This is a genomic window from Acinetobacter sp. S4400-12 (assembly GCF_024129495.1).
GTDB lineage: Bacteria > Pseudomonadota > Gammaproteobacteria > Pseudomonadales > Moraxellaceae > Acinetobacter > Acinetobacter lwoffii_C.
Map to the genome: position 1 here is coordinate 1 of NZ_JAMXYB010000038.1, position 25,528 is coordinate 25,528.

The 25,528-nt window shown below is 45.0% G+C and carries 22 protein-coding genes; 8 read left to right on the forward strand and 14 right to left on the reverse strand.

Annotated elements, in window-relative coordinates; all coding sequences use genetic code 11:
- Nucleotides 1-99 precede the first annotated feature (99 nt).
- The 12 genes from pcaD to NI461_RS12230 form a co-directional block, all read right to left on the reverse strand.
- Nucleotides 100-879 carry a 3-oxoadipate enol-lactonase gene (pcaD, locus tag NI461_RS12175; RefSeq protein ID WP_174659833.1) on the reverse strand — a complete coding sequence of 260 codons (780 nt, stop codon included), beginning with the start codon at nt 877-879 and terminating at the stop codon, nt 100-102.
- A gap of 67 nt (nt 880-946) precedes the next feature.
- Entirely contained in the window at nt 947-2,152 is a 1,206-nt protein-coding gene (gene pcaF / locus NI461_RS12180) for a 3-oxoadipyl-CoA thiolase (RefSeq protein WP_174659834.1), read from the reverse strand.
- Nucleotides 2,153-2,300: 148 nt separating this feature from the next.
- The gene (locus NI461_RS12185; protein ID WP_174659835.1) at nt 2,301-2,954 is read right to left on the reverse strand and encodes a 3-oxoacid CoA-transferase subunit B; all 654 of its coding nucleotides are present in this window, start codon (nt 2,952-2,954) and stop codon (nt 2,301-2,303) included.
- Nucleotides 2,955-2,977: 23 nt separating this feature from the next.
- Nucleotides 2,978-3,646, reverse strand: coding sequence for a 3-oxoacid CoA-transferase subunit A (locus NI461_RS12190; protein WP_151203404.1), 669 nt, complete (start codon nt 3,644-3,646; stop codon nt 2,978-2,980).
- 27 nt (nt 3,647-3,673) lie between these two features.
- Nucleotides 3,674-4,891 carry a benzoate/H(+) symporter BenE gene (benE, locus tag NI461_RS12195; RefSeq protein ID WP_174659836.1) on the reverse strand — a complete coding sequence of 406 codons (1,218 nt, stop codon included), beginning with the start codon at nt 4,889-4,891 and terminating at the stop codon, nt 3,674-3,676.
- A 52-nt stretch (nt 4,892-4,943) separates the two neighbouring features.
- Nucleotides 4,944-5,729 (reverse strand): benzoate diol dehydrogenase BenD, encoded by a 786-nt coding sequence (gene benD, locus NI461_RS12200; protein ID WP_174659837.1) that lies wholly within the window; start codon nt 5,727-5,729, stop codon nt 4,944-4,946.
- A 16-nt stretch (nt 5,730-5,745) separates the two neighbouring features.
- Nucleotides 5,746-6,762: a benzoate 1,2-dioxygenase electron transfer component BenC gene (gene benC, locus NI461_RS12205; protein ID WP_174659838.1), complete on the reverse strand. Its 1,017-nt coding sequence runs from the start codon at nt 6,760-6,762 to the stop codon at nt 5,746-5,748.
- A 90-nt stretch (nt 6,763-6,852) separates the two neighbouring features.
- The gene (gene benB, locus NI461_RS12210; RefSeq protein WP_151206351.1) at nt 6,853-7,344 is read right to left on the reverse strand and encodes a benzoate 1,2-dioxygenase small subunit; all 492 of its coding nucleotides are present in this window, start codon (nt 7,342-7,344) and stop codon (nt 6,853-6,855) included.
- Entirely contained in the window at nt 7,341-8,729 is a 1,389-nt protein-coding gene (gene benA / locus NI461_RS12215) for a benzoate 1,2-dioxygenase large subunit (protein WP_174659839.1), read from the reverse strand. Before benA ends, benB begins: the two co-directional genes overlap by 4 nt.
- 77 nt (nt 8,730-8,806) lie before the next feature.
- Nucleotides 8,807-9,727, reverse strand: coding sequence for a catechol 1,2-dioxygenase (gene catA, locus NI461_RS12220; protein WP_174659840.1), 921 nt, complete (start codon nt 9,725-9,727; stop codon nt 8,807-8,809).
- 157 nt (nt 9,728-9,884) lie between these two features.
- The gene (catC, locus tag NI461_RS12225) at nt 9,885-10,175 is read right to left on the reverse strand and encodes a muconolactone Delta-isomerase (RefSeq protein ID WP_174659841.1); all 291 of its coding nucleotides are present in this window, start codon (nt 10,173-10,175) and stop codon (nt 9,885-9,887) included.
- A gap of 15 nt (nt 10,176-10,190) precedes the next feature.
- Entirely contained in the window at nt 10,191-11,300 is a 1,110-nt protein-coding gene (locus NI461_RS12230; protein WP_174659842.1) for a muconate/chloromuconate family cycloisomerase, read from the reverse strand.
- 116 nt (nt 11,301-11,416) lie between these two features.
- Here NI461_RS12230 and NI461_RS12235 point away from each other — a divergent pair, with 116 nt between their 5' ends.
- The 6 genes from NI461_RS12235 to NI461_RS12260 all read left to right on the forward strand — a co-directional run bounded on the left by NI461_RS12235 (nt 11,417) and on the right by NI461_RS12260 (nt 20,223).
- Complete coding sequence (locus NI461_RS12235; RefSeq protein ID WP_151203413.1) at nt 11,417-12,328, forward strand: LysR family transcriptional regulator; 912 nt, start codon at nt 11,417-11,419, stop codon at nt 12,326-12,328.
- Nucleotides 12,329-12,552: 224 nt separating this feature from the next.
- Nucleotides 12,553-13,932, forward strand: a complete 1,380-nt coding sequence (locus NI461_RS12240; RefSeq protein WP_174659843.1) for an MFS transporter — start codon at nt 12,553-12,555, stop codon at nt 13,930-13,932.
- Between the two features lie 103 nt (nt 13,933-14,035).
- Entirely contained in the window at nt 14,036-15,367 is a 1,332-nt protein-coding gene (locus NI461_RS12245) for a DcaP family trimeric outer membrane transporter (protein WP_174659844.1), read from the forward strand.
- 678 nt (nt 15,368-16,045) lie between these two features.
- The gene (locus NI461_RS12250) at nt 16,046-17,689 is read left to right on the forward strand and encodes a long-chain-fatty-acid--CoA ligase (protein WP_174659845.1); all 1,644 of its coding nucleotides are present in this window, start codon (nt 16,046-16,048) and stop codon (nt 17,687-17,689) included.
- Between the two features lie 304 nt (nt 17,690-17,993).
- A complete protein-coding gene (locus NI461_RS12255; RefSeq protein ID WP_174659846.1) occupies nt 17,994-19,016 on the forward strand; it encodes an FAD-binding oxidoreductase in 1,023 nt (340 codons plus the stop codon).
- A 34-nt stretch (nt 19,017-19,050) separates the two neighbouring features.
- The gene (locus tag NI461_RS12260; protein WP_174659847.1) at nt 19,051-20,223 is read left to right on the forward strand and encodes an acyl-CoA desaturase; all 1,173 of its coding nucleotides are present in this window, start codon (nt 19,051-19,053) and stop codon (nt 20,221-20,223) included.
- Nucleotides 20,224-20,627: 404 nt separating this feature from the next.
- On the opposite strand, the gene NI461_RS12265 is transcribed toward NI461_RS12260, so the two are convergent.
- Entirely contained in the window at nt 20,628-21,338 is a 711-nt protein-coding gene (locus tag NI461_RS12265; protein WP_174659848.1) for an HAD family phosphatase, read from the reverse strand.
- A gap of 275 nt (nt 21,339-21,613) precedes the next feature.
- On the opposite strand from NI461_RS12265, the gene NI461_RS12270 reads away from it, so the two are divergent.
- Nucleotides 21,614-22,507, forward strand: a complete 894-nt coding sequence (locus NI461_RS12270; RefSeq protein WP_151206343.1) for a LysR family transcriptional regulator — start codon at nt 21,614-21,616, stop codon at nt 22,505-22,507.
- Between the two features lie 361 nt (nt 22,508-22,868).
- Nucleotides 22,869-25,067, forward strand: a complete 2,199-nt coding sequence (locus NI461_RS12275) for an OsmC domain/YcaO domain-containing protein (RefSeq protein ID WP_174659849.1) — start codon at nt 22,869-22,871, stop codon at nt 25,065-25,067.
- Between the two features lie 210 nt (nt 25,068-25,277).
- Here the strand turns inward: NI461_RS12275 and NI461_RS12280 are convergent.
- A partial coding sequence (locus tag NI461_RS12280; RefSeq protein WP_253157419.1) for a 4Fe-4S dicluster domain-containing protein occupies nt 25,278-25,528 on the reverse strand: 251 nt, incomplete at its 5' end.

The window sequence follows — 25,528 nt, forward strand, 5'->3', positions numbered from 1 at the left end:
CCGAATCAGACGTATGAGCAAACTAAAACCGAGCTAATTGCATAACTCGGTTTGAAGTGGAATACTGTCAATCTATTTCAGGACAAGACAATAATGCGTTTAAGCAGCAAGAAATGCCTGAACTGCCTGATTAAAGGCTTCAGCTTGCTCTACACTGGAAATATGTGAGGCATTGATTTCACAGAGCTGGCTATTGACGATACTGTGTTGCATGGCCTGAGCGTCTGCCACTGTGGTAACCGGATCTTGCTGACCTGCCACAATCAGTACCGGTACCAAAACTGATTTGATTTGCTCACGTAAATCCGCTTTAGCCAAAGCTTCACAGCAGCTTGCATAACCTTCCGGGCTGCCAGCTCCAAGGTCGTTTGAAAGTTCTGCCACAATTGCTGCGTTGCTTTGGATAAAGGGTTCAGTAAACCAGCGTGATGCGGCAGTGGATGCGATCGGTGCCAGACCTTGTGCACGAACCAAGGCCGCACGTTCCAGCCAGGCTTGCTCCTGACCGATCTTCGCGGCTGTATTGGCCACAATCACGTGATTAAAACGTTCAGGGTGATTAATTGCCAACCATTGCCCGGTTAGCCCACCCATAGAAATACCGCAAAAAGCGGCTTTCTGGATATTCAGATGATCCAGTAAATGGATGACGTCTTGACCTAACTGATCAAGTTGATAGGGGCCTTGTGGTGCTGTTGAGCCTCCATGACCGCGAGTGTCATAACACACCACAAAATAATCTTTTTGAAAAAATTCAATTTGTGGCTGCCACATACTGAATTTAGTACCCAACGAATTGGAAAAAACCAGCGCAGGCTTGGTGGCATCGCCAAAAGTCTGATAATTGATCTGTGCATCATTTGATGTAAATGTTGGCATGAAATATTCCTTTGTAGGTCCTAAACCCTCTTGTTTTATCAAAGGGAGCTGAGGAAGAATTCTTTATTTAAACACGCTCAATAATTAAAGCGATACCTTGACCCACCCCAATACACATGGCGCAGAGGGCATATTGTCCACCGCTCTGTTCCAGCTGATTTAAGGCCGTAGTAACCAGACGCGCACCGGATGCACCGAGTGGATGACCCAAGGCAATCGCACCACCATTCGGGTTAACTTTCTCCGAGCCATCTGCAAGGCCCAGGTCACGGGTGCAGGCCAGAGCCTGAGCTGCAAAAGCTTCGTTTAACTCAATCACATCCATCTGCTCTAGAGTCAGACCGGTTTGAGTGAGCAGCTTTTTGATCGCAGGTGCAGGACCAAACCCCATGATGCGCGGTTCAACCCCTACGACAGTTGAGCCAATAATTTTGGCCCGTGCTTTTAAGCCGTGTTGTGCCATTGCTTCATCCGAGGCAATTAACAGTGCAGCCGCACCATCATTAATCCCTGAGGCATTACCGGCGGTGATGGTTCCGTCTGCTTTGACCACAGGTTTCAGTTTGGCCAACGCCTCTGCCGTGGTTGAAGCACGTGGGTGTTCATCCTGATTCACGACAACCGGATCGCCTTTACGCTGTGGAATGACCACCGGAATAATTTCATGAGTAAAGAAGCCTTTGGCTTGTGCTGCCGCTGTGCGCTGCTGACTGGTCAGGGCAAAACGGTCCTGATCTTCACGGTTAATGTTGAACTGTTGCGCGACGTTTTCCGCCGTTTGCGGCATGGTTTCAACACCATATAATGCTTTGAGTTTTGGATTGATAAAACGCCAGCCCATGGTGGTATCTTCAATGTTCTGGCTACGGCCATAGGCGGTTTCAGATTTGCCCATTACAAAGGGCGCGCGCGACATAGATTCTACCCCACCAGCAACTATCAGGTTGGCTTCACCGGCTTTAATTGCACGTGCTGCCAGGGCGACTGCATCCAGCGACGAGCCACACAGACGGTTGACAGTGGTGGCAGGGACTTGATAAGGCAAACCGGCCAGCAAGGCTGACATACGGCCCACGTTACGGTTATCTTCACCCGCCTGGTTGGCGCAGCCATAGATGACATCATCTAGCTGTTCCCAGTTGACGGATGGATTACGTTCCATGAGGGCTTTGATCGGTAATGCGCCCAAGTCATCTGCACGAACAGGCGCGAGACCACCAGCATAACGGCCAAATGGGGTACGAATGGCATCGATAATATATGCGTTTTTCATATCTAATCTCTTCTTTATAAAGTTCCCTCTACTTTATTGGAGAGGGTTAGGGAGAGGTTTGTTAAATTTTCCCTCATCCTAGCCTTCTCCCAGAGGGAGAAGGAACCTCAGGTATCTTTTAGAATGGGGTTTGAATTTGCTAAAGTTCTTAACCCCGAGTCGCATCAATCAGCGTTGCACCCGTCATCGACTGTAATTCTGCAAATGACAAACCTTCTACTTTTTCGACCACTTTCATGCCATCCGCAGTTATATCAATGATGCAGAGGTCAGTATAAATGCGGTCTACACATTTCAGACCGGTTGCCGGATAGCTCAGCTCAGCCACAATCTTAGCTTCCCCATTTTTGGTGACATGATCAGTAGTGATAAAGACTTTTTTGGCGCCCACAGCCAAATCCATTGCACCGCCAACGGCTGGAATCGCATCTGGTGCGCCGGTATGCCAGTTGGCCAAATCTCCATTTTCAGCCACTTGGAAAGCTCCAAGTACTGCAATATCCAGATGACCGCCCCGCATCATGGCGAATGAATCACCGTGATGGAAAAAGCTGCCTCCGGTGAGCATGGTGACGTATTCTTTACCGGCATTAATCAGCTCCGGATCACGGTCTTTTTCCGCAGGAGGCGGGCCGAACGCCAGCAGGCCATTTTCCGAATGCAGAAAGACGTCTTTATCGTCAGGCAGGTAGCTGGCAATTTTAGTCGGCAGGCCAATGCCCAGATTGACATAGGCGCCATCTGGAATGTCTTGTGCCACACGCTCGGCAATCTGGTCACGGGTCAGTTTGATATAGCTCATGAATCCTCTCTCCTTAGCTGCAATTACTGTGCAGGTTGAACCTGAACCACGTGTTGAACAAAAATCCCCGGGGTAATAATGTGCTCCGGGTCCAGGGCACCGAGTTCAACCACTTCAGAAACCTGGGCGATGGTGACATCGGCTGCCATCGCCATGATCGGGCCAAAGTTACGGGCAGATTTACGGTATACCAGATTGCCCCAGCGATCGCCTTGAGACGCTTTGATCAGGGCAAAATCTGCCTTGATCGGATTTTCCAGTACATAGTCTTTGCCTTCATAGTTGAGGGTCGGTTTGCCTTCAGCCAGCAAAGTACCGAAACCGGTGGGGGTATAAATAGGTCCTAAGCCCATGCCAGCCGCCTGAATACGGCAAGCCAGATTGCCCTGCGGTACCAGTTCCAGTTCAATCTTTCCGGCACGGTACAGCTCATCAAAGACCCAGGAGTCGGATTGACGCGGGAAAGAACAGATAATTTTACGAACAGCACCAGATTTGAGCAGCTTAGCCAAACCATAATCACCATTTCCGGCATTGTTATTGACAATAATCAGGTCCTTGATGCCCAATTCGATCAGACCATCAATCAGTTCAGCAGGCTGACCTGCTGTACCAAAGCCACCGATCATGACGGTTGAGCCATCCTTAATTTGTGCAAGTGCTTCGGTTAAAGCAGATGATTTATCAATCATAATATTTCCTAATTCAACAAATGGTCATTAACGCTGGGTTTGAGTGCCCGTCACAGCAACAGTCTGGCCAGTGCGTTTGGTTAAAATCACATGTGCCACAATACCGATACAAATGCCCCAGAAGACGGAACTGAGCCCTAAAAAACTCATGCCTGATGCGGTGGCCATAAAGGTAATTAATGCCGAATCACGTTGTGATTCATTGTGCATTGCTGTGGAAATATTAGTGGCAATCGCGCCAAGTAGAGCCAGTCCTGCAAGAGCCGCAACCAGTTCTTTGGGCAAGATGCTGAACAGCATGACAATACTGCCTGCAAACAAACCGCCTAAAATGTAAAAAATGCCGTTGGCAATACCGGCGATATAACGCTTTTCCTTGAGTTCGTGGGCATCTTTACCGGTACACAGCGCGGCGGTAATCGCAGCGAGTACAATCGTAATCCCGCCCACAATCGCCACGCCTACAGAAACAATACTGGCCAGACTCAGGATCGGTTTGGCCGGCATGTCATATCCACTGAGCTTTAAAATGGCCATCCCCGGTAAAAACTGTCCTGTCAGACTGACAATGGTCAAAGGCAGGGCCAGGTTTAAAGTGGATGACCAGGTCCATTGCGGCATGATCAGCTCCGGAATAGCCAATGAAAAACTCATGGCAACCGGATTGATCTTCCCAAAGATAAAACTGAGGCTAATGCCTGCAATCAGAACCCAAATAATGGCATAGCGGGGAGAAAAGCGTTTGGCCAGTAAAAAGCACAGCAGCATGCCAAAGACCACATAAGGCATGCTGTCGGTTGCTTTAAATAATCCGATCCCGAATTGAAAGAGAATACCGGCCATCATGCCGGCAGCCAGTCCTTGAGGAATGGCTTTTAAAAGCCGGTCAAATGATCCGGTGACCCCAATGATAAAAATAATGATGGCTGAGCTAATATAAGCCGCCACCATTTCATTGAGAGTAATCCCTGGAAACAGGGCAACCAGTAAAGCTGTACCCGGAGCGGACCAGGCGGTAATCACCGGGACTTTAAATTTGATGGATAAAATAATACCGGTGATGGCTGCCCCAATTGAACTGCCCCAGATCCATGAGGCCATCATGCTGGATGAAACGTCAGCCTGTTGGGCGGCCTGAAAGAAGATAATCATGGGGCCGGCATAGGAAATCAGCACTGCTAAAAATCCTGCAACAGTGGCTGAAATAGACCAGTCATTTTTTAATGTTTTAACTAGGGTTCCCATTGCGATTTGCCTCCTTGCATTCAATGATCCCGTAAACGTTCAGATAATCTGGTTAACCCAGATCGCCACCGCCTACAGGCACAACCGTTCCAGTAATATATGAAGCATCATCAGAGGCCAGAAATAAAATGGCATTGACCTGCTCCAGAATCGTTCCGTAACGCCCCATAAAAGTGCGGTCAATCGTCTGGTCGACTACTTCCTGCATCCAGAATTTTTCCTGCTCTGATAACGCCTTACTGTTACGAGGGATTTTGCGTGGTGGTGCTTCAGTTCCACCGGTTGCAACGGCATTCACACGAATACCATCTTTGGAATGGCAAAATGCCAGTGATCGGGTTAGTGCATTGACTCCACCTTTGGAGGCCGAGTAAGGAATACGATTGATACCGCAGGTTGCAATGGAAGAGACATTCACAATCACGCCCTCCTTATGTTTCAGCATCTCAGGTAATACTGCATGGCAGCACCATAGCGTCGGAAATAATGAGCGGCTGACTTCTTTTTCAATTTCTTCAGGTGAGAACTCAACGAAGGGCTTCATCCAGATGGCACCCCCCACATTGTTAATGAGCACATCTACACGGCCATAGACTTCGATGGCTTTGGCCACAACGGCCTGAGCGCCGGCATAGGTTTCCAGGTCGGCTTTGACAACAATGGCATCACCCTGAAAAGCTTCGATTTCAGCCAGTGTTTCTTCGACATAATCGGAAAAATCAGCCAAGACTACTTGTGCACCTTCGCGGGCTGCTTGCAAAGCCACCCCATGACCAATACCCTGGGCGGCGCCTGTGACAATCACAACTCTGTTTAAAAATCTTTGACGTGCTGACATGGAAAACTTCCTTTTATTAATTCGCAGAAAATTTTTCAAACAGGAAATTCGCAGGCTTTATGCCTTCTGTGTCTAGCCAGCTTCTGACCGCTTCAACCATAGGCACCGGCCCACATAAATAAATATCGACATCGCCGTCATTTAACCATTCATTTTCGATATGACCCGTGACATAGCCTTTACGCTTATGTGCCGATTCCGGACTTGCAACCACTGTGCGATATTCAAACCAAGGGCATTTTTCTTGCAGTTCATTTAACTTTTCAAGGGCCACCAGGTCAAAATCATTGGTCACCCCAAAGACCAGACGGACAGGTTGTTCTGAGCCTTTTTCTTCTAATACTTGCAGCATCGACAGGAATGGAGCGATCCCGGTACCACCAGCCAACATCAATACTGGACGGGTCACAGGGCGTAAGTAAAAACTACCGAATGGACCGGCAAAGGTGATTTTATCGCCCGCGGTGGCATTCTTACTCAAGAATTCACTCATTTTGCCATTGGGTACGTTGCGCACCACAAAGCCGGTTAAACGGTTACCCGGTTTAGAGCTGAATGAATAAGAACGGGTTTCTGTTGTACCCGGAATCGTTACATTGACATATTGACCTGCCAGAAAATGAATGTCCGGTTGACCTTCATCGAGCTGAACATCAAAGGTAATGGTAGATTCCGACAGGTTGTCTACACGTGCCAGGGTGCCCTGAAAAGCATGGATGGTAGTTTTGCAGACTTCTGAAGATGCCTGAATCTGGAACACAGCATCTGAAGTCGGCTTGCATTGGCAGGCCAGAATATAACCCTGTTCAGCTTCTTCCGGCGTTAATGCATCTTCAATATAAGTTTCTTCCGGCATGTCATACGCACCTGATTCACAAAAGGCACGGCATGTTCCGCATGCTCCGTCACGGCAGTCCAAAGGAATATTAATCTTTTGACGGTAAGCTGCATCCGACAAGGTTTCACCTTGGGCAACGCTAATAAAGCGTGTCACGCCATCTTCAAATTGAAGTGCAATATTGTGGTTTGACATGGCTGAATATCCTATATAAATCTTTGAAACTAAACCTTTCAGCCAATTTTCCATCTGGCTGAAAGGTGATACCTGGCTGTGCAGGCAGTCTTACAGGTGATAAATGTCGACGACCTGGTTGATGTAGTCGTTTTTCAGTACCACGTATTTGCTTAAAATTTTTGGTTGTTCACCCGAAAAATCGATCACATAACGTGACATGCCGAAGTAGCTATAATTGGTCTTGTAGCGGAAGCTCAAGGTATTCCAGTTAAAACGTACAGTAACCTTGTCACCGTCGCGTTCCACAACTTCAATATTGTTGATGTTATGGCTGGTCCGGGTGTCCGGTATGGTGGCCGATGAACGTTCCGTCTTGATACGGAAGACCCGGTCTTCCAGACCTTGACGGTCCGGATAGTAGATCAAGGAAATTTCAGACTGTGGATCTACAGTCAAGCTGTCATCGTCATCCCATGCCGGCATCCAGAAAGATGCAGTAGGTGCATAACAGTTCAGCCAGTCATCCCATTGCTTGTCATCTAAAAAGCGGGCTTCCTGATAAAGAAACTGGGCAATATTTTCTAAACTGATGTCGCTCATACGGTTTCTCCTTCAGTCTGCGCTGCCAGTTCTTTTTCAGCTGCAATGCCTTTTTTCATCAACTCTAACCAGTACTGGTGCTGGGCCAGATACAGACCTTCATCTTCAGTCTTGATTCCGGACAGTTTTGGTTTTAAGCCAATTTCATTGGCTGCATCATCTGGGCCTTGAATCCAGTGTTTGGAACCACGGCACATGTCGTTCCATTCCAGCGCGATACCGGCATAACCCGCCTGACAGGCGCGGAATTCTTCCAGGTCATCTGGAGTCGCCATGCCGGATGCGTTAAAAAAGTCTTCATATTGACGGATACGGCGAGTACGGGCTTCCGGCGCTTCGCCGATAGGGCCGATACAGTAAATGGTGACTTCGGTCTTATTGACAGAGATCGGGCGCAATACACGAATTTGTGAGCCAAACTGGTCCATGAAATAAACGTTCGGATAAATACACAGGTTACGTGAACGCTCGATCATCCATTTCGCCATCGCTTCACCGTATTTCTCGGTATATTCATCCTGCTTGGCAAAGTTTGGACGGTCTTCTGGGTTGGCCCATTGTGTCCACAGCAGCATATGGCCATGTTCAAAGCCATAACAACCGCCACCTTGTTTGCCCCATGCACCGGCGCTCATGGCACGAATGTTATCACCGGCTTCTTTTTCTTTACGCTGCTGGGTAGTGGCCGCATAGTTCCAGTGCACTGCAGATACATGATAACCATCCGCACCATTTTCAGCAGTCAGCTTCCAGTTACCATCATAGGTATAGGTCGAAGAGCCGCGTAAAACTTCTAAGCCTTGATCTGACTGGTCTACAATCATGTCAATAATTTTGGTGGTTTCACCCAAGAATTCTTCCAGACTTGGCACATCCGGGTTTAAGCTGCCAAACAGAAAGCCTTTGTAACTTTCAAAACGGGCTACTTTTTTCAGGTCATGTGAGCCGTCCTGGTTGAAGCAGTCTGAATAGCCGGCATCTGTCGGATCTTTTACTTTTAAAAGTTTGCCAGAGTTGTTAAATGTCCAGCCGTGGAAAGGGCAGCTGTAAGTCGCCTTGTTGCCTTTTTTATGACGACACAGCTGTGCACCACGGTGTGAACAGGCATTAATCATGGCATTCAGCTCACCCTGGCGGTTACGCGCAATAATAATCGGCTGACGACCAATATAGGTGGTGTAATAGTCATTGTTGTTCGGAATCTGGCTTTCATGTGCCAGATAGACCCAGTTGCCTTCAAAGATGTATTTCATCTCCAGGTCAAACATGGCTTGGTCTGTAAAGACCGAACGGTGGAGTTTAAATTCACCGGATTCAAAATCATCGACCAGTAATTCATCAATACGGTCTAAATGGCTGGTGTTAATTACAGGAATACGAGGCATGTCCAGTCTCCGACTTTCCAAACAGGGTAAGTCATCGGGATGTCGTTCTTAGACTCTCATCCCGATTCCATAGGGAATTATGCGCTTGCGCGGCGACGTTCAACGTCAGTGCTAGGCGCAGCAGCTTGATCTTTCACAAGTTCAATATTGAATTGAATGTGTTTGAAAGGGCCGTTTAAACCACGACGTGCGATTTCAGCTTCATCGGTAACATCAACTGCTGTAGCGACCAGGCCATCACGTGTTGCAAAGGCAAAGTCATCCCACAGGTATTGATCACCTTCGATGTTGAACTGCGTGGTTAACTTGCGATAGCCCGGTGCAGATACAAAATAATGTACGTGTGAAGGGCGGTTACCGTGACGGCCTAATTTGTTCAGTACAAACTGGGTCGTACCTTCTGGGGGACAGCCATAACCGACCGGCATGGTGGTAAGTGCCACATATTTACCGTCCTGATCCGTGAAAATAGAACGGCGCAGGTTAAAGTCAGATTGTGACTTATCAAAGAAAGAGTAATTGCCTAAGCTGTTGGCATGCCAGATTTCAACCTTGGCACCTTCAATCAGGTTGCCTTGCGTGTCGGTGACCGTACCTTCAATGATCAGCGTTGGAATTTTGCCTTCCTCGGAGCCATCATCCATGCGGGCAAAACCAACTGATTCTGGCGCACCTGCCACATATAAAGGACCTTCGATGGTACGTGGCGTCCCCCCTGTAATGCCTGCTTTTGCATCTGCAGCATCAGCACGAAGATCTAAATAATGTTCCAGCCCCAATCCTGCAGCCAGTAAGCCTAATTCATTGGCCTGTCCTGCATCGGTAAAATATTCAAGACCTTTCCAGAGTTCTGACTGGGAAATGTCCAGATCTTCAATTGCCTGGAAAAGGTCCCCCAATAAACGCACAACAATTTGCTGTACACGCTCATCTACTGGACCTGTCGCTGTATCGACATTCATTTTCTTTACTAGCGCATCAATTTCTTGGCGGTTCATACTAGTGCTCCTTAAGTATGTTTTTTATATTTGGGTGGCCCATGTTTTTAGCTTGCGTTCGGCTGGCTAAATCTTGCTGGCCACAATCCTTGTGGAGTCGCTCTCTATTGTGTGGATTAGAGGCAAAATCCGGTAACTCCCGTGTTAAAAGGTCTGCTCAGCGGTCATCATCACGAACCGAAGACGGATGACGGTTCAAGGGCATCACTTCAATCTTCATATAGGGATAAAGGGGCAAACCTTGTAACAGGTTGTGCAGCTCTTCATTGTTCTCTACATCAAAAATACTGATATTTGAATATTGGCCACTAATACGCCAGATATGACGCCATTTCCCTTGACGCTGTAAGTCCTGAGAATAGGCTTTTTCTACCGCTTTAATTTCATTGGCCTGTTCCACTGGCATATCTTGTGGAATATTCACGTCCATCCGTACATGGAAAAGCATGGGTTTCTCCTTGAATTATTGACGACGTAAGTTGTCAATCTTGTTGTCATCCAGCTCAATTCCCAGACCTGGGCCTTTGGGAAGCTGAAGTTCAAAGTTTTGATAATTGAGTGGGGTTTTTAAAATGTCTTCGGTCAGTAAGAGCGGGCCAAACAGCTCAGTTGCATAGGCCAGATTCTTAAAGGTAGAGAACACATGTGCAGAGGCAATGGTTCCCACCGGACCTTCCAGCATGGTACCGCCGTACAGATCAATACCTGCAAGCTGTGCAATGGTGCCGACCTCACAACCTTCAATCAGACCACCTGACTGGGCGATCTTGACGGCAAAAACTGAAGCGCCATTCTGCGTGGCAATCTGATAGGCAGATTGCGGCCCCATCAGCGACTCGTCTGCCATGATGGCGATGTCAAAACGGCGGGTCAGGCGTTGCATTGCCCCCAGATTAGCAATTGCACAAGGCTGTTCGATAAGGTCTACGCCACCATCCTGAAGCAGCTGAATACCTTTAATGGCCTCCAGTTCGGACCAGGCGCGGTTCACATCCACACGGACCGAGATGTCTTTGCCTAAGGCGCGTTTAATGGCCAGCACATGCTCAACATCTTCTTCAACCGGGCGTGAACCAATTTTTAGCTTGAAAATATTGTGGCGTTTTGCCGCAATCATTTTTTTTGCTTCTGTAATATCTTTTTCGGTATCGCCAGAAGCCAATACCCACAGTACCGGCACACTGTCGCGTAAACGGCCCCCTAAAACTTCTGAAAGCGGTAAGCCTAAACGCTGCGCCTGAATATCCAGCAGGGCAGTTTGAATGGCACATTTCGCAAAACGGTTGCCATTAATATTCTTTTTAATTGCTTGTAAGGTCTGAGCAACATTTAAACCGGATAGCGCTTTTAAAAGCGGGGTGAAATAAGTATCAATATTCACTTTGACACTTTCCGGACTTTCATCCCCATAACCCAATCCACCAATGGTCGTTGCTTCGCCCCAACCCACATAACCGTCTTCTGTGGTAATTTTGACAAGTACCAAAGTCTGGGTTTGCATGGTGGCCACCGCCATCTTATGTGGGCGGATGGTGGGAATTTGCAACAGCAAGGTTTCAACTGATTTATACATAATTACGGTTCACATTCTTGCTTTCATGCATTAACTTAATATACCTTAAAGGAATAGTTTCGATCAGTCGAAGATCGATTTGGCATTTTCTTATACTTTAAAGGTATTGTTTTGGGATGGAACTTAGACATTTACGCTACTTTGTTGCGGTAGTAGAAGAGCAAAGCTTTACCAAAGCGGCAGAGAAACTATTTATTGCTCAGCCACCTTTAAGCCGGCAAATCCAGAACTTAGAGCAAGAGCTTGATATTCAGCTATTTGAGCGCGGTAGCCGTCCACTCAAGACCACGGAAGCCGGCCAGTTTTTCTATCAGCATGCCGTTAAACTTTTGTCTAATGCAGAAGAAATCAAGTCCATGACGCGACGCATTGGAATTGCAGACCGCAGCATTACTATTGGTTTTGTCGGTTCTTTATTATTCGGTTTGCTATCACGAATTCTGTTTTTATTTAAACAGCAGCATCCTTATCTCAAGATTGAGATGATGGAAATGAATACCTATGAACAGATTCAGGCGCTGAAAGAAGGGCGTATTGATGTAGGATTCGGACGGTTGAGAATTTCCGATCCTGCGGTTAAACGAATGTTACTGCGTGAAGAACGTCTGGTGATGGCAGCACATACCAGTCACCCCTTGGCACAGCAAGAAGGGGTGTATTTATCTGAACTGGTAGAACAGCCTCTGTTTTTATATCCCAATAGCGGTAAAGCCAACTTTGCCAGCCAGACTCTGGGGATCTTCTCTGAATATGGATTAGAGCCTAAAAACATACGGACTGTACGTGAACTACAGCTTGCCCTGGGTTTTGTGGCAGCAGGGGAAGGAATATGCATTACACCAGAAAGTGCCAAGAATATTAAACTGGCTCATCTGAACTTTATACCCATACTCGACCATTTGGCCGTCAGTCCAGTATTTATGGCAATCCGCAATATGGATGAAAGTGAATATATCCGTCATCTATTCGATTCGGTTTATCAGGTCTATGACCTTGAGGCTATCTCCTATGACCGTTCAGTATTTTGAAAATATGCAGCCTGAGTTGTTTATGATAAAGGATTGCAAATGAAACCTGTCTGCTCACAGAGACTTATGTTTTTCTTTTTTAAATATATTCTTTAATAAAATAAACCACTTGGATAACAGTAGACTTTATAGGTATGGAAGCATGCCTATTCAGTTTTGGACATTTTTTCCTATCTTCTGCATTGTGAGCCTCATTCATTGAACTTCACAGTTAGGAGGTGGAGATGTCTACGAATAAAGTGAATATAAATACACTCATCGATGAAGCGAAGTTTACGCCTTTTCACTGGGGAGTACTGATCTGGTGTTTGCTGATCATTATTTTTGATGGTTATGACTTGGTCATTTATGGGGTCGCATTACCACTTTTAATGCAGGAATGGGCATTGACCGCAGTGCAGGCAGGAATGCTGGCCAGTACCGCACTGTTCGGGATGATGTTTGGTGCCATGACTTTTGGAACCCTGTCAGATAAGCTCGGCCGTAAAAAGACCATTATGATCTGTGTGGCAATTTTTAGTGGTTTTACCTTTATGGGCGCTTTTGCCACCACACCGGTTGAATTTGGTATTTTACGTTTTATTGCAGGTCTCGGGATTGGTGGAGTCATGCCCAACGTAGTGGCATTGATGACAGAATACGCACCAAAACGTATCCGTAGCACGCTGGTTGCTTTAATGTTTAGTGGCTATGCCATTGGTGGTATGACATCAGCTCTGTTAGGTGCCTGGCTGGTTCCTCAGTTTGGCTGGAAAATCATGTTCTATCTTGCGGGTATTCCACTGCTGATTTTGCCAGTGTTATGGCGGTATCTACCAGAATCCTTGATGTATCTGACCAACAAAAAGCAAACTGCTGAGGCACACAGTATTATTCAGAAAATCTCTCCAACCCAAGTGATTGGCCAAGATACTGAATTTGTATTGAGTGAAGTACAAAAAGGCGATGAAGCCCCATTAAAAGCACTGTTCCAGCACGGTCGCAGTTTCAGTACCTTTATGTTCTGGCTGGCTTTTTTCATGTGTTTATTGATGGTTTATGCCCTAGGCAGCTGGTTGCCGAAACTCATGATTCAGGCAGGTTATTCGCTAGGCGCGAGTATGATCTTCCTGTTTGCCCTGAATATTGGGGGAATGATCGGTGCAATTGGCGGTGGCTATCTGGCTGACCGTTTCCATATCAAGACAGTACTGACCATTATGTTCCTCGGTGGTGCAACAGCCCTGATCCTGCTAGGTTATAACAGTCCACAATTTGTTTTATATACCTTGATTGCCGTGGCAGGTGCCGCCACCATCGGTGCACAAATCCTGCTTTATACTTTCGTCGCACAGTACTATCCGTCTACTGTACGCTCTACAGGAATGGGCTGGGCATCGGGTATAGGCCGCATCGGTGCTATCGTTGGACCGGTTTTAACAGGTGCTTTATTGACCATGAACCTGCCTCACCAAATGAACTTCTTTGCAATTGCGATTCCTGGCCTAATCGCTGCGATGGCAATTTTCCTGGTCAATTTAAAATACTCCGTCGATGGTAAAAGCCTTGCAGCATCTGGGCTAGAAGCGGATTCAACATCGAAAAAAGCCAACCCATCATTTTGAAATAGTTGAAAAGTGTAATTTCCTCAATGATATAGATCGCCATCGCAAGCCTTGGCGGTCTATTGCTAGAATCCGATCGGACAATAAAAAAAGTGAGTTTAGGATGAACACAGCTGCATTATTTAACCAACCAACAATTACATTGAAACGTACAGTATTGATGAGCATGATCGCTGTGAGTCTAGGGGGCATCAGTCTATCGACCCAAGCGCAAACCACAGCGCAGGCAAACCAACAGGAAATTGAGCAGCTACGCCAAGAAGTGCAAGCTTTACGTAGCATGATTGAACAGCAGAAAGCCCAAACTCAGCAGATTGCAACGGCAGTGCAAACACCTGTTGCACCCCTCCCGCCAGTACCCGCCAAAGCTGCAACAAGCCCGGTGATGAGAATTGCCAGCGGCGCCGAATTTAATCTTTATGGAAATATTCGTGCCGATGCTTCTTATCAGGTAGAAGGTGGTGCTAAGGATATGCCTTATAACCAGATTAATGCGGTACCACTTGAAGGTAATGGTGAAAATAGCGATCGTCTCAGATCGACTTTAGCTGCTACACGTTTAGGAATGGACTTTAAAGCACCTGTAGGTGCCGGGGACAATGCCCTTAGCGGTAAACTTGAAGTCGACTTCCTGGGTGGAGCGAACTTGGATAACCTGCGTATTCGGCATGCCTATATTAGCTATGCGAACTGGTTGATCGGGCAAACCTGGTCAAACTTTGCACTCCCTGATTATATGCCGGAAACTGTAGATGCTTTGGCTTATGCAGGGGGAGCGGTAAAACGTACACCGCAGGTTCGCCATACTACGACGTTTAGCCCGGCTACCAATCTGGTTGTTGCAGTAGAAGATCCAAAAGACAGCTCTATTCAGCAACGTTTACCTGCTTTAACTGCACGTTTAAACCATAAACTGGCAGATAATTTTGCAGTAAGCGCACGTGCCATGGGCCATGAAAAGCGTATTAACGAGCAGGAAGAAACCGCATGGGGCGTGGGGCTGGGCGCAAAATATGATGTTATGCCAGGAACGACTGTAAAAGCGGATTATTACCATGTAAAAGGCGACAGCAGTTTTGTCTCTTATGCTAACCCGGGTGTCGTTGCAGCAGGTGGAAACCTTTATCAAAGCGAATTTGACTCAATTACTGTCGGCCTGACTCAGCAGTTTAATGACAAATTACGTGGCACTTTAGGTTATGGTTATATGACCTTCGATCAAGATGCTAATTATGTGCAGAGTGTTACAGATAAAACCAAAATCAATAAAGACCTCTGGCAGGCGTGGGCCAATGTCTTCTATAGTCCGACGAAGACTCTAAGTTTTGGTCTGGAATATGTCTATGGTGAACGTGAAGCTGTAGCTTCAGCGTCAAATGGCAGCACCAAAGGTGAAGATAACCGAATTAATGCGGTTGCCGTTTACAACTTCTAAGCTACTTTTAAACTGAAGTTATTCAACTGATAAAAACGCGGATGGATTCATCCGCGTTTTATTTTTTCCAAATGATCTGTACTGCAGTGCTTTTTTGGCTCTTGATAAAACTTTTTTATCTATTTCTTGATTTTTCAAATGATGCCGAAACTGCCTTAAAATTTTCATCATGAGAATATGAAATACATTTGATGCGTGCATTTGGAGGATAAGGGAGGCTCTATTAACGGGCTTATTCACTAGAAATATCGAGTTGTATCAGCATAGAATTAAATTGCCAGGTTTCGTTAAGGCTTAAGTGCTTCAATAAGCCTATACCATTCTGATTGTTATTACTGCTTTTTTAACCGGTTAAGCCCAAATTTGCATGAATCTAGACTGATATAACAGCTCTCTATGTGCAAAGCCAAACTCAAAGTACAAACTGTGTAGAAAGCTAGAAGACTCAGGAGATTAGATTTGTTTATTAGCTCTTTGAATGACTTTGATTGATTTGCTGTACGTCCCAGTCACTTCTATTAATTTGTCACAATTTGACAATCACACCTGAGCCATTCCCTGTTAAATTCAGTGGGCATGATGACCGGAACTGACTGATTTTTTTTCAGTCAGTCCTATACTGTCAGGCTAAGAAAACAAATAAAACATGGACTAATAAAAATGAAACGGGAGTGTGAAATGCTGGGAAATATGATGTTTCAGCCTTTATTGATCAGTAGCATGATTGAACATGCCGGGCGTTATCATGCCGACACTGAAGTGATTTCCAAAAATACCGATACCAGTATAACGATTACCAACTGGGGAGAAATTCGACAAAATTCAAAACGTTTTGCCAATGTTTTAATGCAGTTTGGCTTAGAACTGAGTGATCGTGTTGCAACAATTGCCTGGAACAACCACCGTCACCTAGAGTCTTGGTATGCCATTTCAGGAAGTGGTCTGGTCTGCCACACGATTAATCCGCGTTTGTTTCCAGAACAGCTGGTTTTTATTATTAATGATGCTGCGGACCGCGTTCTGCTCTTTGATAAAACCTTTGCTCCTTTGATCAAGGCCATTAAGCCGTTATTAAAAACCGTGGAGCAATATATCTGTCTGGATGCCGAAGATCCGGCAATAACTGAAGCATTGCCAGAAGTCCAGTTTTATGACTCCCTTATTGCCCAGCAAAGTGCAGAATTCAGCTGGCCTGAGCTGGATGAAAATATTGCCAGTTCACTCTGTTATACCTCGGGAACCACGGGAAATCCGAAAGGCGTATTGTATAGCCATCGCTCTACCACCTTGCATAGTTATGCCATCAGCCTGCCTGATTCTTTAAATGTCTCTGCACGTGACATCATGCTACCGGTTGTGCCGATGTTCCATGTGAATGCTTGGGGAACGCCATATGCTGCTGCGATGGTGGGATGTACCTTAGTCTTGCCAGGACCTGGCCTAGATGGAGCGAGCCTGGTCAATATGATTGATACTTACAAAGTCTCCGTTGCACTCGGTGTGCCTACCATCTGGCAGGGGCTGATTGCCGCTGCCCAGCAATCTGGTTCAAAGCTGGAAAGCCTGAAACGCAATGTGGTGGGCGGTTCAGCCTGTCCACCCGCCATGTTGAAAGTCTTTAAAGAACAATTTGATTGTGAAACCATTCATGCTTGGGGAATGACCGAGACCAGTCCGCTCGGTAGCGCGAATCAGATTAAAACCAAACATCTTAATCTGTCAGAGGAAGAATGTCTGAAAGTGCGTTTATCGCAAGGTCGTCCACCTTTTGGTGTAGATCTGCGCTTGACGGATGAAGAGAAAGGCACCCACGAAATTGCCCGGGATGGCAAAACCGTTGGGAATCTGCAAATTAAAGGTCACTGGATTATTGATCATTATTTTGGCAAGGATGAATCTGCACTGACCACAGATGGCTGGTTCGATACCGGTGATATTGCCACTTTAAATGAAGATGGCTTTATGACCCTTTGTGACCGTGCGAAGGATTTAATCAAGTCGGGCGGGGAGTGGATTTCTTCAGTCGAACTGGAAAATATTGCCATGGGTCATCCGGAAGTTGCGATGGCTGCTGTGATTGCAGCACAACATCCGAAATGGGATGAGCGCCCGGTTTTGATTGTGGTGAAAAAACCTGAAAGCCGAATCAGTGAAACGGAACTTCTCGATTATTATGATGACAAGATTGCCAAATGGCAGATTCCGGATAAGGTTATTTTTGCAGATAGTATTCCACTGAGTGGAACTGGAAAAATGCTGAAAAAGGATTTACGTGAATCTTATGGTTCTATCCTGACGGAACAAGAACAAGTGCCAAGTTAAGAAAAAAAGGCGCTGATCTTTCACGTTGAGGAAATATAAAAAACCAAAACCGGTCTGGATTCAGGCCGGTTTTTTTTATTGGTTTTTAAAACAAGCTTTATACAAGCAAGGTATTTATTGGACTTCAAACGAGCTAAATCAGCTTTTCTATGCAATATTGTCCTACAAAAAACCTCATCATGGATTCTCAGCCCATAATTTGTCCTGCATTGATATGGTTTGAAACTCAAAACTTTTTATCCTGAACCACATAATAAATAGACGATTGTATATTAATAAACACCTACGGATTAAGGGAATAAAAATGACAAATATAACCACCTACCGGCCGCATTGGGTACGTGAAGACTTTATTGACTTCATAGGTGAAAAAATACATCCGACCTGGGCACTAAAAAGAGTCAAAGCTGAGGTCATTAAGATCCAGGCAGTCAGTCCGGATTTTTTCAAGATTCAATTACGTCCAAACCGCAACTTTAAAGGACGACTGTTTCAAGCTGGCCAGCATATTGCGGTGACAGTAGCACTGGATGGGATTCACCATCAGCGTCATTATTCTATTGTGACAATTTTAACCAATGGTGATATTCTGATTGCAGTTCGACAGCAAGGCAAAGTATCACGTGCGCTGAGTCTGATGCAGCTGGGTGCGGTTATTGAGCTTTCTCAAGCTCAGGGTAATTTCACTTTGGGTGATTCTGACAGACCTTTGTTGTTTTTGGCCTCTGGCAGTGGCATTACCGCAATTTATTCACTTTTGCAAAAAGCCGTAGTGCAGTCACTCGAACCAATCGACCTGATTTATTTTACCCGTGACAATGCTTTTCATGCCGAGCTCAAAACGCTGGCTTTGATGCATCCCAACTTCGAATATCATCATTTTAATACCCTCGAACATGCACAGCATTTGAATCAGACTTTGCTACGAAAGCGAGTGCCTGATTTTGAAAAACGTGAAATCTATGCTTGCGGTTCAGACAGCATGATGAAAGCAGCACTTAGAATAGTAGCTAAATTTGACCTCCAGCCGCATTTTCATACTGAATACTTCCAGCTGATCACGGATAAAAAAGTAAAGGCACAGCCAGTACAATTTTTAAGGTCTCAACAAGCGTTTCAAGCTGATTCTAATTTGCTGGAAAGTGCAGAGCAGGCCGGGCTCAAGCCTGCACATGGGTGTCGTAGGGGCATTTGTAATACCTGCTCCTGTACCAAAGTGAGTGGTTCGGTACGCAATATATTAACCGGTGAACTTGATCACGCTCACAACACCCAGATTAAACTTTGTATTTCACAGGCGGTTAGTCCTGTGGTGATTAACTTATAACCACAATTAAACAAATAAATAAAAAGGTCCGTTCATGAATCTATCGGTTAATTTTAACAAACACAGCAAATCCCAATTTCTCAGTCTTGAACAGGTTGAAGAGTTTGGGGGCAAGGTGGATGCAATCCGCCGTCAGGTCATGGATGACTTGGGTGAAAAAGACGCAGAGTATATTTATAAAATCCGGAATTTTATCCGTTATAGCGAAATTACTTCGCGTGGCATGTTGATGTTGGCTGGATGGTTGCCGCCCGTGTGGCTATTAGGCACGGGTTTATTGGGTATTTCTAAAATTGTGGAGAATATGGAGCTGGGCCATAATGTCATGCATGGTCAGTTCGACTGGATGAACGATCCGAGCTTGATTGGTGCCAATTATGACTGGGATACCATTGCGACCGGAGATGACTGGAAGTATACCCATAATTATATGCATCATACGTATACCAATATCGTCGGGATGGATCATGATGTAGGTTATGGTCTGATTCGTGTCAGTGAATCCCAGAAATGGGAACCGCGCTTCCTGTTTAATATTCCAGTGGCAATGCAACTGATGGTCTTTTTTGAATGGTATGTGGGCGTGCAGCGTCTACATCTGGAAGAGGTGATTGTCTATAAAACCAAAACTTGGACACAGGTATGGGAAGAAGCTGCGCCCCTACGCCAGAAAATGCGCCGTCAAATCGTGAAAGATTATGTATTTTTTCCGCTGATTGCGGGGCCGAATGCGCTTCCTGTTTTTACCGGAAATGCTGTCGCCAATATCATTCGTAACTTATGGGCCTCAGCGGTCATTTTTAATGGTCACTTTACCGAAGATGCAGAAACCTTTGAATTTGAAATCGATAGTGTCGAGAAGGAAACCCGGGCTGAATGGTATTTACGCCAGATCCGGGGATCTAGTAATTTTAGCGGTGCTGCCTGGTTGCATATATTAAGTGGTAATTTGAGCCATCAAATTGAGCATCACTTATTCCCCGATATGCCTGCCAATCGCTATGCCGAAGTTGCTCCGAAAATTAAAGCGCTCTGTGCAGAATATGGGATTCATTATAATGAAGCCAGCTTCATCAAACAGTTTTCAACGGTTTGGATCGGTCTGGCAAAATGCTCGCTGCCTCAGGAATGGAATAAGCAGATGGTAGAAAAAATCCAGATTCTGCAATCAGGCTGGAATGATTTAAAGAATAAACTGATCAAATAATTTAGATACTTTTACTGTTTATCCCTCTGGATACTCCTCAATAGATTTGGATGGTTTATTGAGGATTTTTTTCATTAGAATTGGAGATTAAGACTAGGGCTATCTATTATAGTTTATCAATCATAGTTATCACGCCAAACTTAAAGTTCTCGTATGGGCAGAGAAGCTCTATCAAGTTCTGTGTCAAGATTCAGCACCTCATTCTAATACCATCAATCGTGTAATTAATACTTTAGGTTGAAAGCTGACAGTTCAAAATACTTAAAATTAGTAAAAATGGCAGCTACACGCTCCGATTTTTTGAATTCGCATAACAGCCACGATGTGCAATAGGCTAGCTAGTAGCCAAGAGTTAATCTTTACTTTTTAGTGGGTAGGTCAGCTTAGATCACAACTAAATACTTTTAACTCACTAAACGTAGTAGTGCTGCAAAATCTTCTACATAATAATCAGCTTTGGCTTTAATCAAGTCGATTTCATGAGCAGAATATTGATCATAAATTGCGATGACATCAATACCGGCTTGATTGGCAGCTTCAACACCTACCAAAGAATCTTCAATAATTACACAGTCCTGAGCAGAAAGTTTAAAATGCTTGAGTGCATTCAAATAGACTTCTGGATGCGGCTTAATATTCTCGACATTTTCTCGCGTCCAGATCATAGAAAAATCATGTTCAAAACTAAGTTTGCGATTAATATTCTGATTATTTTCCTGATAGCGCTGAATATTGGATAAGCTGGTAGTTGTGGTTAACGCGATATGTAGCCCTTGCTGTTTCAGGGTGGAAATCAAGGTTTCTGCATGCGGTTTCAGCTCAATCACGTGATCAAGAAAATGCTGTGAAATATGATAACGGCGTGATTTTACCTCTTCTTTGCTAAGATTAAAGCCATAAAGTTCTTTTAAATAGTCACAATATTCCAGATAAGGATCAAGCGAATGTTTAAAAGCTTTCAGTTGTTGATCGCGTTGCTGCTGAATTTGGCTTAAACCGACCTGCACATGAGAAAGTTCCTGAATCAGGGCAGCATCTACCTGATTCCAGATGCCGACAGAATCAATCAGAGTGCCATCCAAATCAAAGCAGACCAGCTTTTTGCCCCGGAACATTTGACGTTTCCCCCAATTTTTTACAGCTTATTGTGTGCGGCAGAGTATATAACAGGAGTCCTGATTTTTTTGATCGCTTCAAAAAAAATCCAGCTTGGCTATTTTGAAAAAATATTAAAAAAACATCAGAAGGAAAAGTATTTTTTACTTGCCTTCGTATTGGAATGGAGGGTATGGCGGGTGTAAAAGTGTTATATTTCGATAATGGCAGTGGATAAAACAATATGGATAATTCGCATGCCAAATGATGCAAAAGTAAAAGGGAATATGTTGTTGTGTTTGAACTTGACTGTAAATTACTCAGTATTTTTTATTATGTATATAAATTCAAAAATGTCTCACAGGCAGCCGAACATCTGGAAATGAGCCAGCCAGCGGTCAGCAATTTACTCAATAAAGTTCGCCAGCATTATAGTGACCCTCTGTTTCTGCGTATTGGCAATGAAATGCTACCGACCGAGTTGTCTAAGCAGCTGTTTCCTTTGGTTAGTGAAGCACTGAGTAAAGTGGAGGCCATCAATAATTTTACCATTGATTTTGATCAGGCCACTTCGCAGCAACAGTTTACGCTGGCCATGACCGATGTATCACATCTGGTACTCTTGCCAAAAATTTCCCAATATCTCAAACAGCATGCTTCTCATATTCGGCTGAATGTACGCCCCATTACTTCAGAAACCAGTTATCAGATGGCCAATGGCGAAATTGATCTGGCTTTGGGCTTTTTGCCTAATTTTGAAAATGGTTTTTATCAGCAGAAGCTGTTTGAACAATACTATGTGGTGATTGCAGCCAAAGACCATCCACGGCTAACGGGTGACACCCTGACCACGGAAGAGTATTTACATGAAACTCATATTGATATTGATGCAGGCATGGGGCATTACCATATTGAAAATGAGTTACTCCGTCTGGAGTTAAAACGCGATATTTTGATGCGTTTGCCGAGCTACTTAGGCGTGGGTCTGGTGGTACAAGAGACTGATGCCATTGCAACCGTGCCGTATTATTTAAGTGAAGTACTCTTGTCTCGCGGTAATTTGAAAATTTTTAATGCGCCCATTGCTTTTCCGACCTATTCAGTAAAACAGTATTGGCATGCTTCTTGTCATCATAAGATTAGCCATCAGTGGTTGCGTCATACTTTCTATGAAATTTTAAGTAAATAGTTTTTTTAATTTCAATAACTGGATAAAGACCAGACAACGGACGGGGGTGATTACGCACAGTGTATAGGAGCAGGTGAATCATCAGATCATTCATTTCCCGGATGATTTGCCCTGCGAACAGGTGAATAAGGAATCAAGCTCCTTTAAATCGGGCAGAAATTCAGACAAATATTATCAATTTTATAAAATAATTCTATAATAGCGTCCATTCGGGTCAGGGTTCATCTAAACCATAGATGCAGATGTCTCATGCTGACCATTTTCTATTTTTCATTCAAGTTCTCCTCTGTGATCCGGCTTGTATATTCAGATTTAGCATCTTATTTGTCCATGACGGCACATAAGAATATTAGGTATCCACATGGAAATTAAGGTCAATTATCTCAATAATCTTCGCCAGGAAGCCAAGTTTGATGACTTCACGGTAATCGCTGATCAGCCGATCCGTTATAAAGGTGATGGCTCAGCGCCGGGTCCATTCGATTATTTTCTGGCCTCATCGGCACTTTGCGCTGCTTATTTTGTGAAAGTGTACTGCGCGGCGCGGAATATTCCGACCGACAATATCCGCCTGTCACAAAACAATATTGTCGATCCGGAAAACCGCTATAAACAGATTTTTAAAATTCAGATTGAACTGCCGACCGATATTTCTGATAAAGATCGCCAAGGTATTTTACGTTCAATTGACCGCTGTACGGTAAAAAAAGTCATTCAAACCGGCCCTGAATTTATCATTGAAGAAGTGGAAAGCATTGATGCCGATGCTCAAGCCTTATTGATGCCAAGTCTGGCTTCTGACCATACGACGTTCATTGCGGGTAAAGACCTGCCGCTGGAAGAAACTATTGCCAATATGTCTGCCATTCTGGCCGGTCTCGGCATGAAGATTGAAATTGCATCTTGGCGCAATATTGTGCCGAATGTCTGGTCATTGCATATTCGTGATGCGCAGTCGCCAATGTGCTTTACCAATGGTAAGGGATCGACCAAGGAAAGCGCACTGGCGTCAGCATTGGGTGAGTTCATTGAACGTCTCAACTGTAACTTTTTCTACAATGACCAGTTCTGGGGTGAGGAAATTGCCAATGCCGAATTTGTGCATTATCCTGACGAGAAGTGGTTCCAGCCAGGTCCGAATGGCGAACTACCTGTAGAAATTTTAGATGAACATACCCGTGAAATTTATGATCCTGAAGATGAGCTTTTAGGCATCCATCTTTATGATACCAACTCCGGGAATATGGCACGTGGTATCTGTTCATTGCCATTTGTGCGACAGTCTGATGGTGAAACCGTATATTTTCCATCCAATCTGATTGAAAACCTGTATTTAAGTAATGGTATGAGTGCTGGCAATACCTTGGCTGAAGCTCAAGTTCAGTGCCTGTCTGAAATCTTTGAACGTGCGGTTAAACGTGAAATTCTGCAAGGGGAATTGGCCCTGCCGGATGTGCCGGAACATGTATTGGCAAAATATCCAAAAATTGTGGCAGGTATTCAAGCTTTAGAGGAACAAGGTTTCCCGGTACTGGTAAAAGATGCGTCTTTAGGCGGTCAGTTCCCGGTAATGAGTGTGACCTTGATGAATCCGCGCACGGGTGGGGTATTTGCTTCATTTGGGGCTCATCCAAACTTTGAAGTAGCTTTAGAACGTAGCCTGACTGAGCTGTTGCAAGGCCGTAGTTTTGAAGGCTTAAATGATCTGCCACAACCCACTTTCAGCAGCAATGCCGTGACTGAGCCAAATAACTTTGTCGAGCATTTTATTGACTCCAGCGGTGTAGTGTCTTGGCATTTCTTTAGTGCAAAGTCAGATTATGATTTTGTCGAATGGGACTTTACCAATAATGGCCAAAACTCGAATGCGGATGAAGCCCAGGCATTATTCAGCATTCTGGAAGATATGGGTCATGAAGTCTATATGGCCATCTACCAGCATCTTGGTGCAACGGCTTGTCGCATTCTGGTGCCGGGTTATTCGGAAGTGTATCTGGTTGAAGATCTGGTTTGGGATAATACCAACAAGGCCTTGCAGTACCGTGAAGACATTCTCAACCTGCATCGTCTGGATAATGAACAACTGGAGGCGCTAGTAGAGCGTCTGGAAGAGTGTGAACTGGATGACTATACCGAAATCCGCACCTTAATCGGGATTGAGTTTGATGAAAATACCGAATGGGGCCAGTTAACGATTCTGGAATTGAAATTGCTGATTTATCTGGCGCTACAGCAGTTTGAAGAAGCCAAAGATCTGGTGGAGCAGTTCCTGCAATACAATACCAATACGGTTGAACGCGGCCTGTTCTACCAGTGCATGAATGTGGTGCTTGAAGTTATTCTCGATGATGAACTAGAACTGGAAGACTACGCCTATAACTTCCGCCGTATGTTTGGTGATGCCCATATGGATGCAGTTATGAGTTCAGTCGAGGGTACAGTACGTTTCCATGGCCTAAGCGAAACCAATATGCAGCTTAAAGGACTGGATCGTCATTTACGTCTGATCGAAAGTTACAAAAAACTGCATGCAGCCCGTGCCAAGTTTGTAGCGAGTTAAATCATGAATCTTGAAAATGGTTTAGGGGGGGCGCTAAGCCATTTTTTGAGCGTCATCCATAGCGGTTGAAAGCATGTTTTGTGATTTATTAATCCCAGCTCCCTGGGGAACTGGGATTACCTAAAAAATTAAAGTGAAGTGTTAACAATAACGGCTTCAAGGTTGGGTATATGAATAAAAGGAACATGCCTTTTATTCACCAGAATTACCTTACATATTCGGATAATTCGGACCACCGCCACCTTCCGGTGTTACCCAGGTGATATTCTGGGATGGATCTTTAATGTCACAGGTCTTGCAGTGTACACAGTTGGCTGCATTAATCTGGAAGCGTTTTGAACCATCATCATTTTCCATAATTTCATACACACCCGCCGGGCAGTAGCGTTGAGCTGGCTCATCCCATTTCGGCAGGTTCACTTCTACCGGAATTGAAGCATCGGTCAGCTTTAAATGCGCAG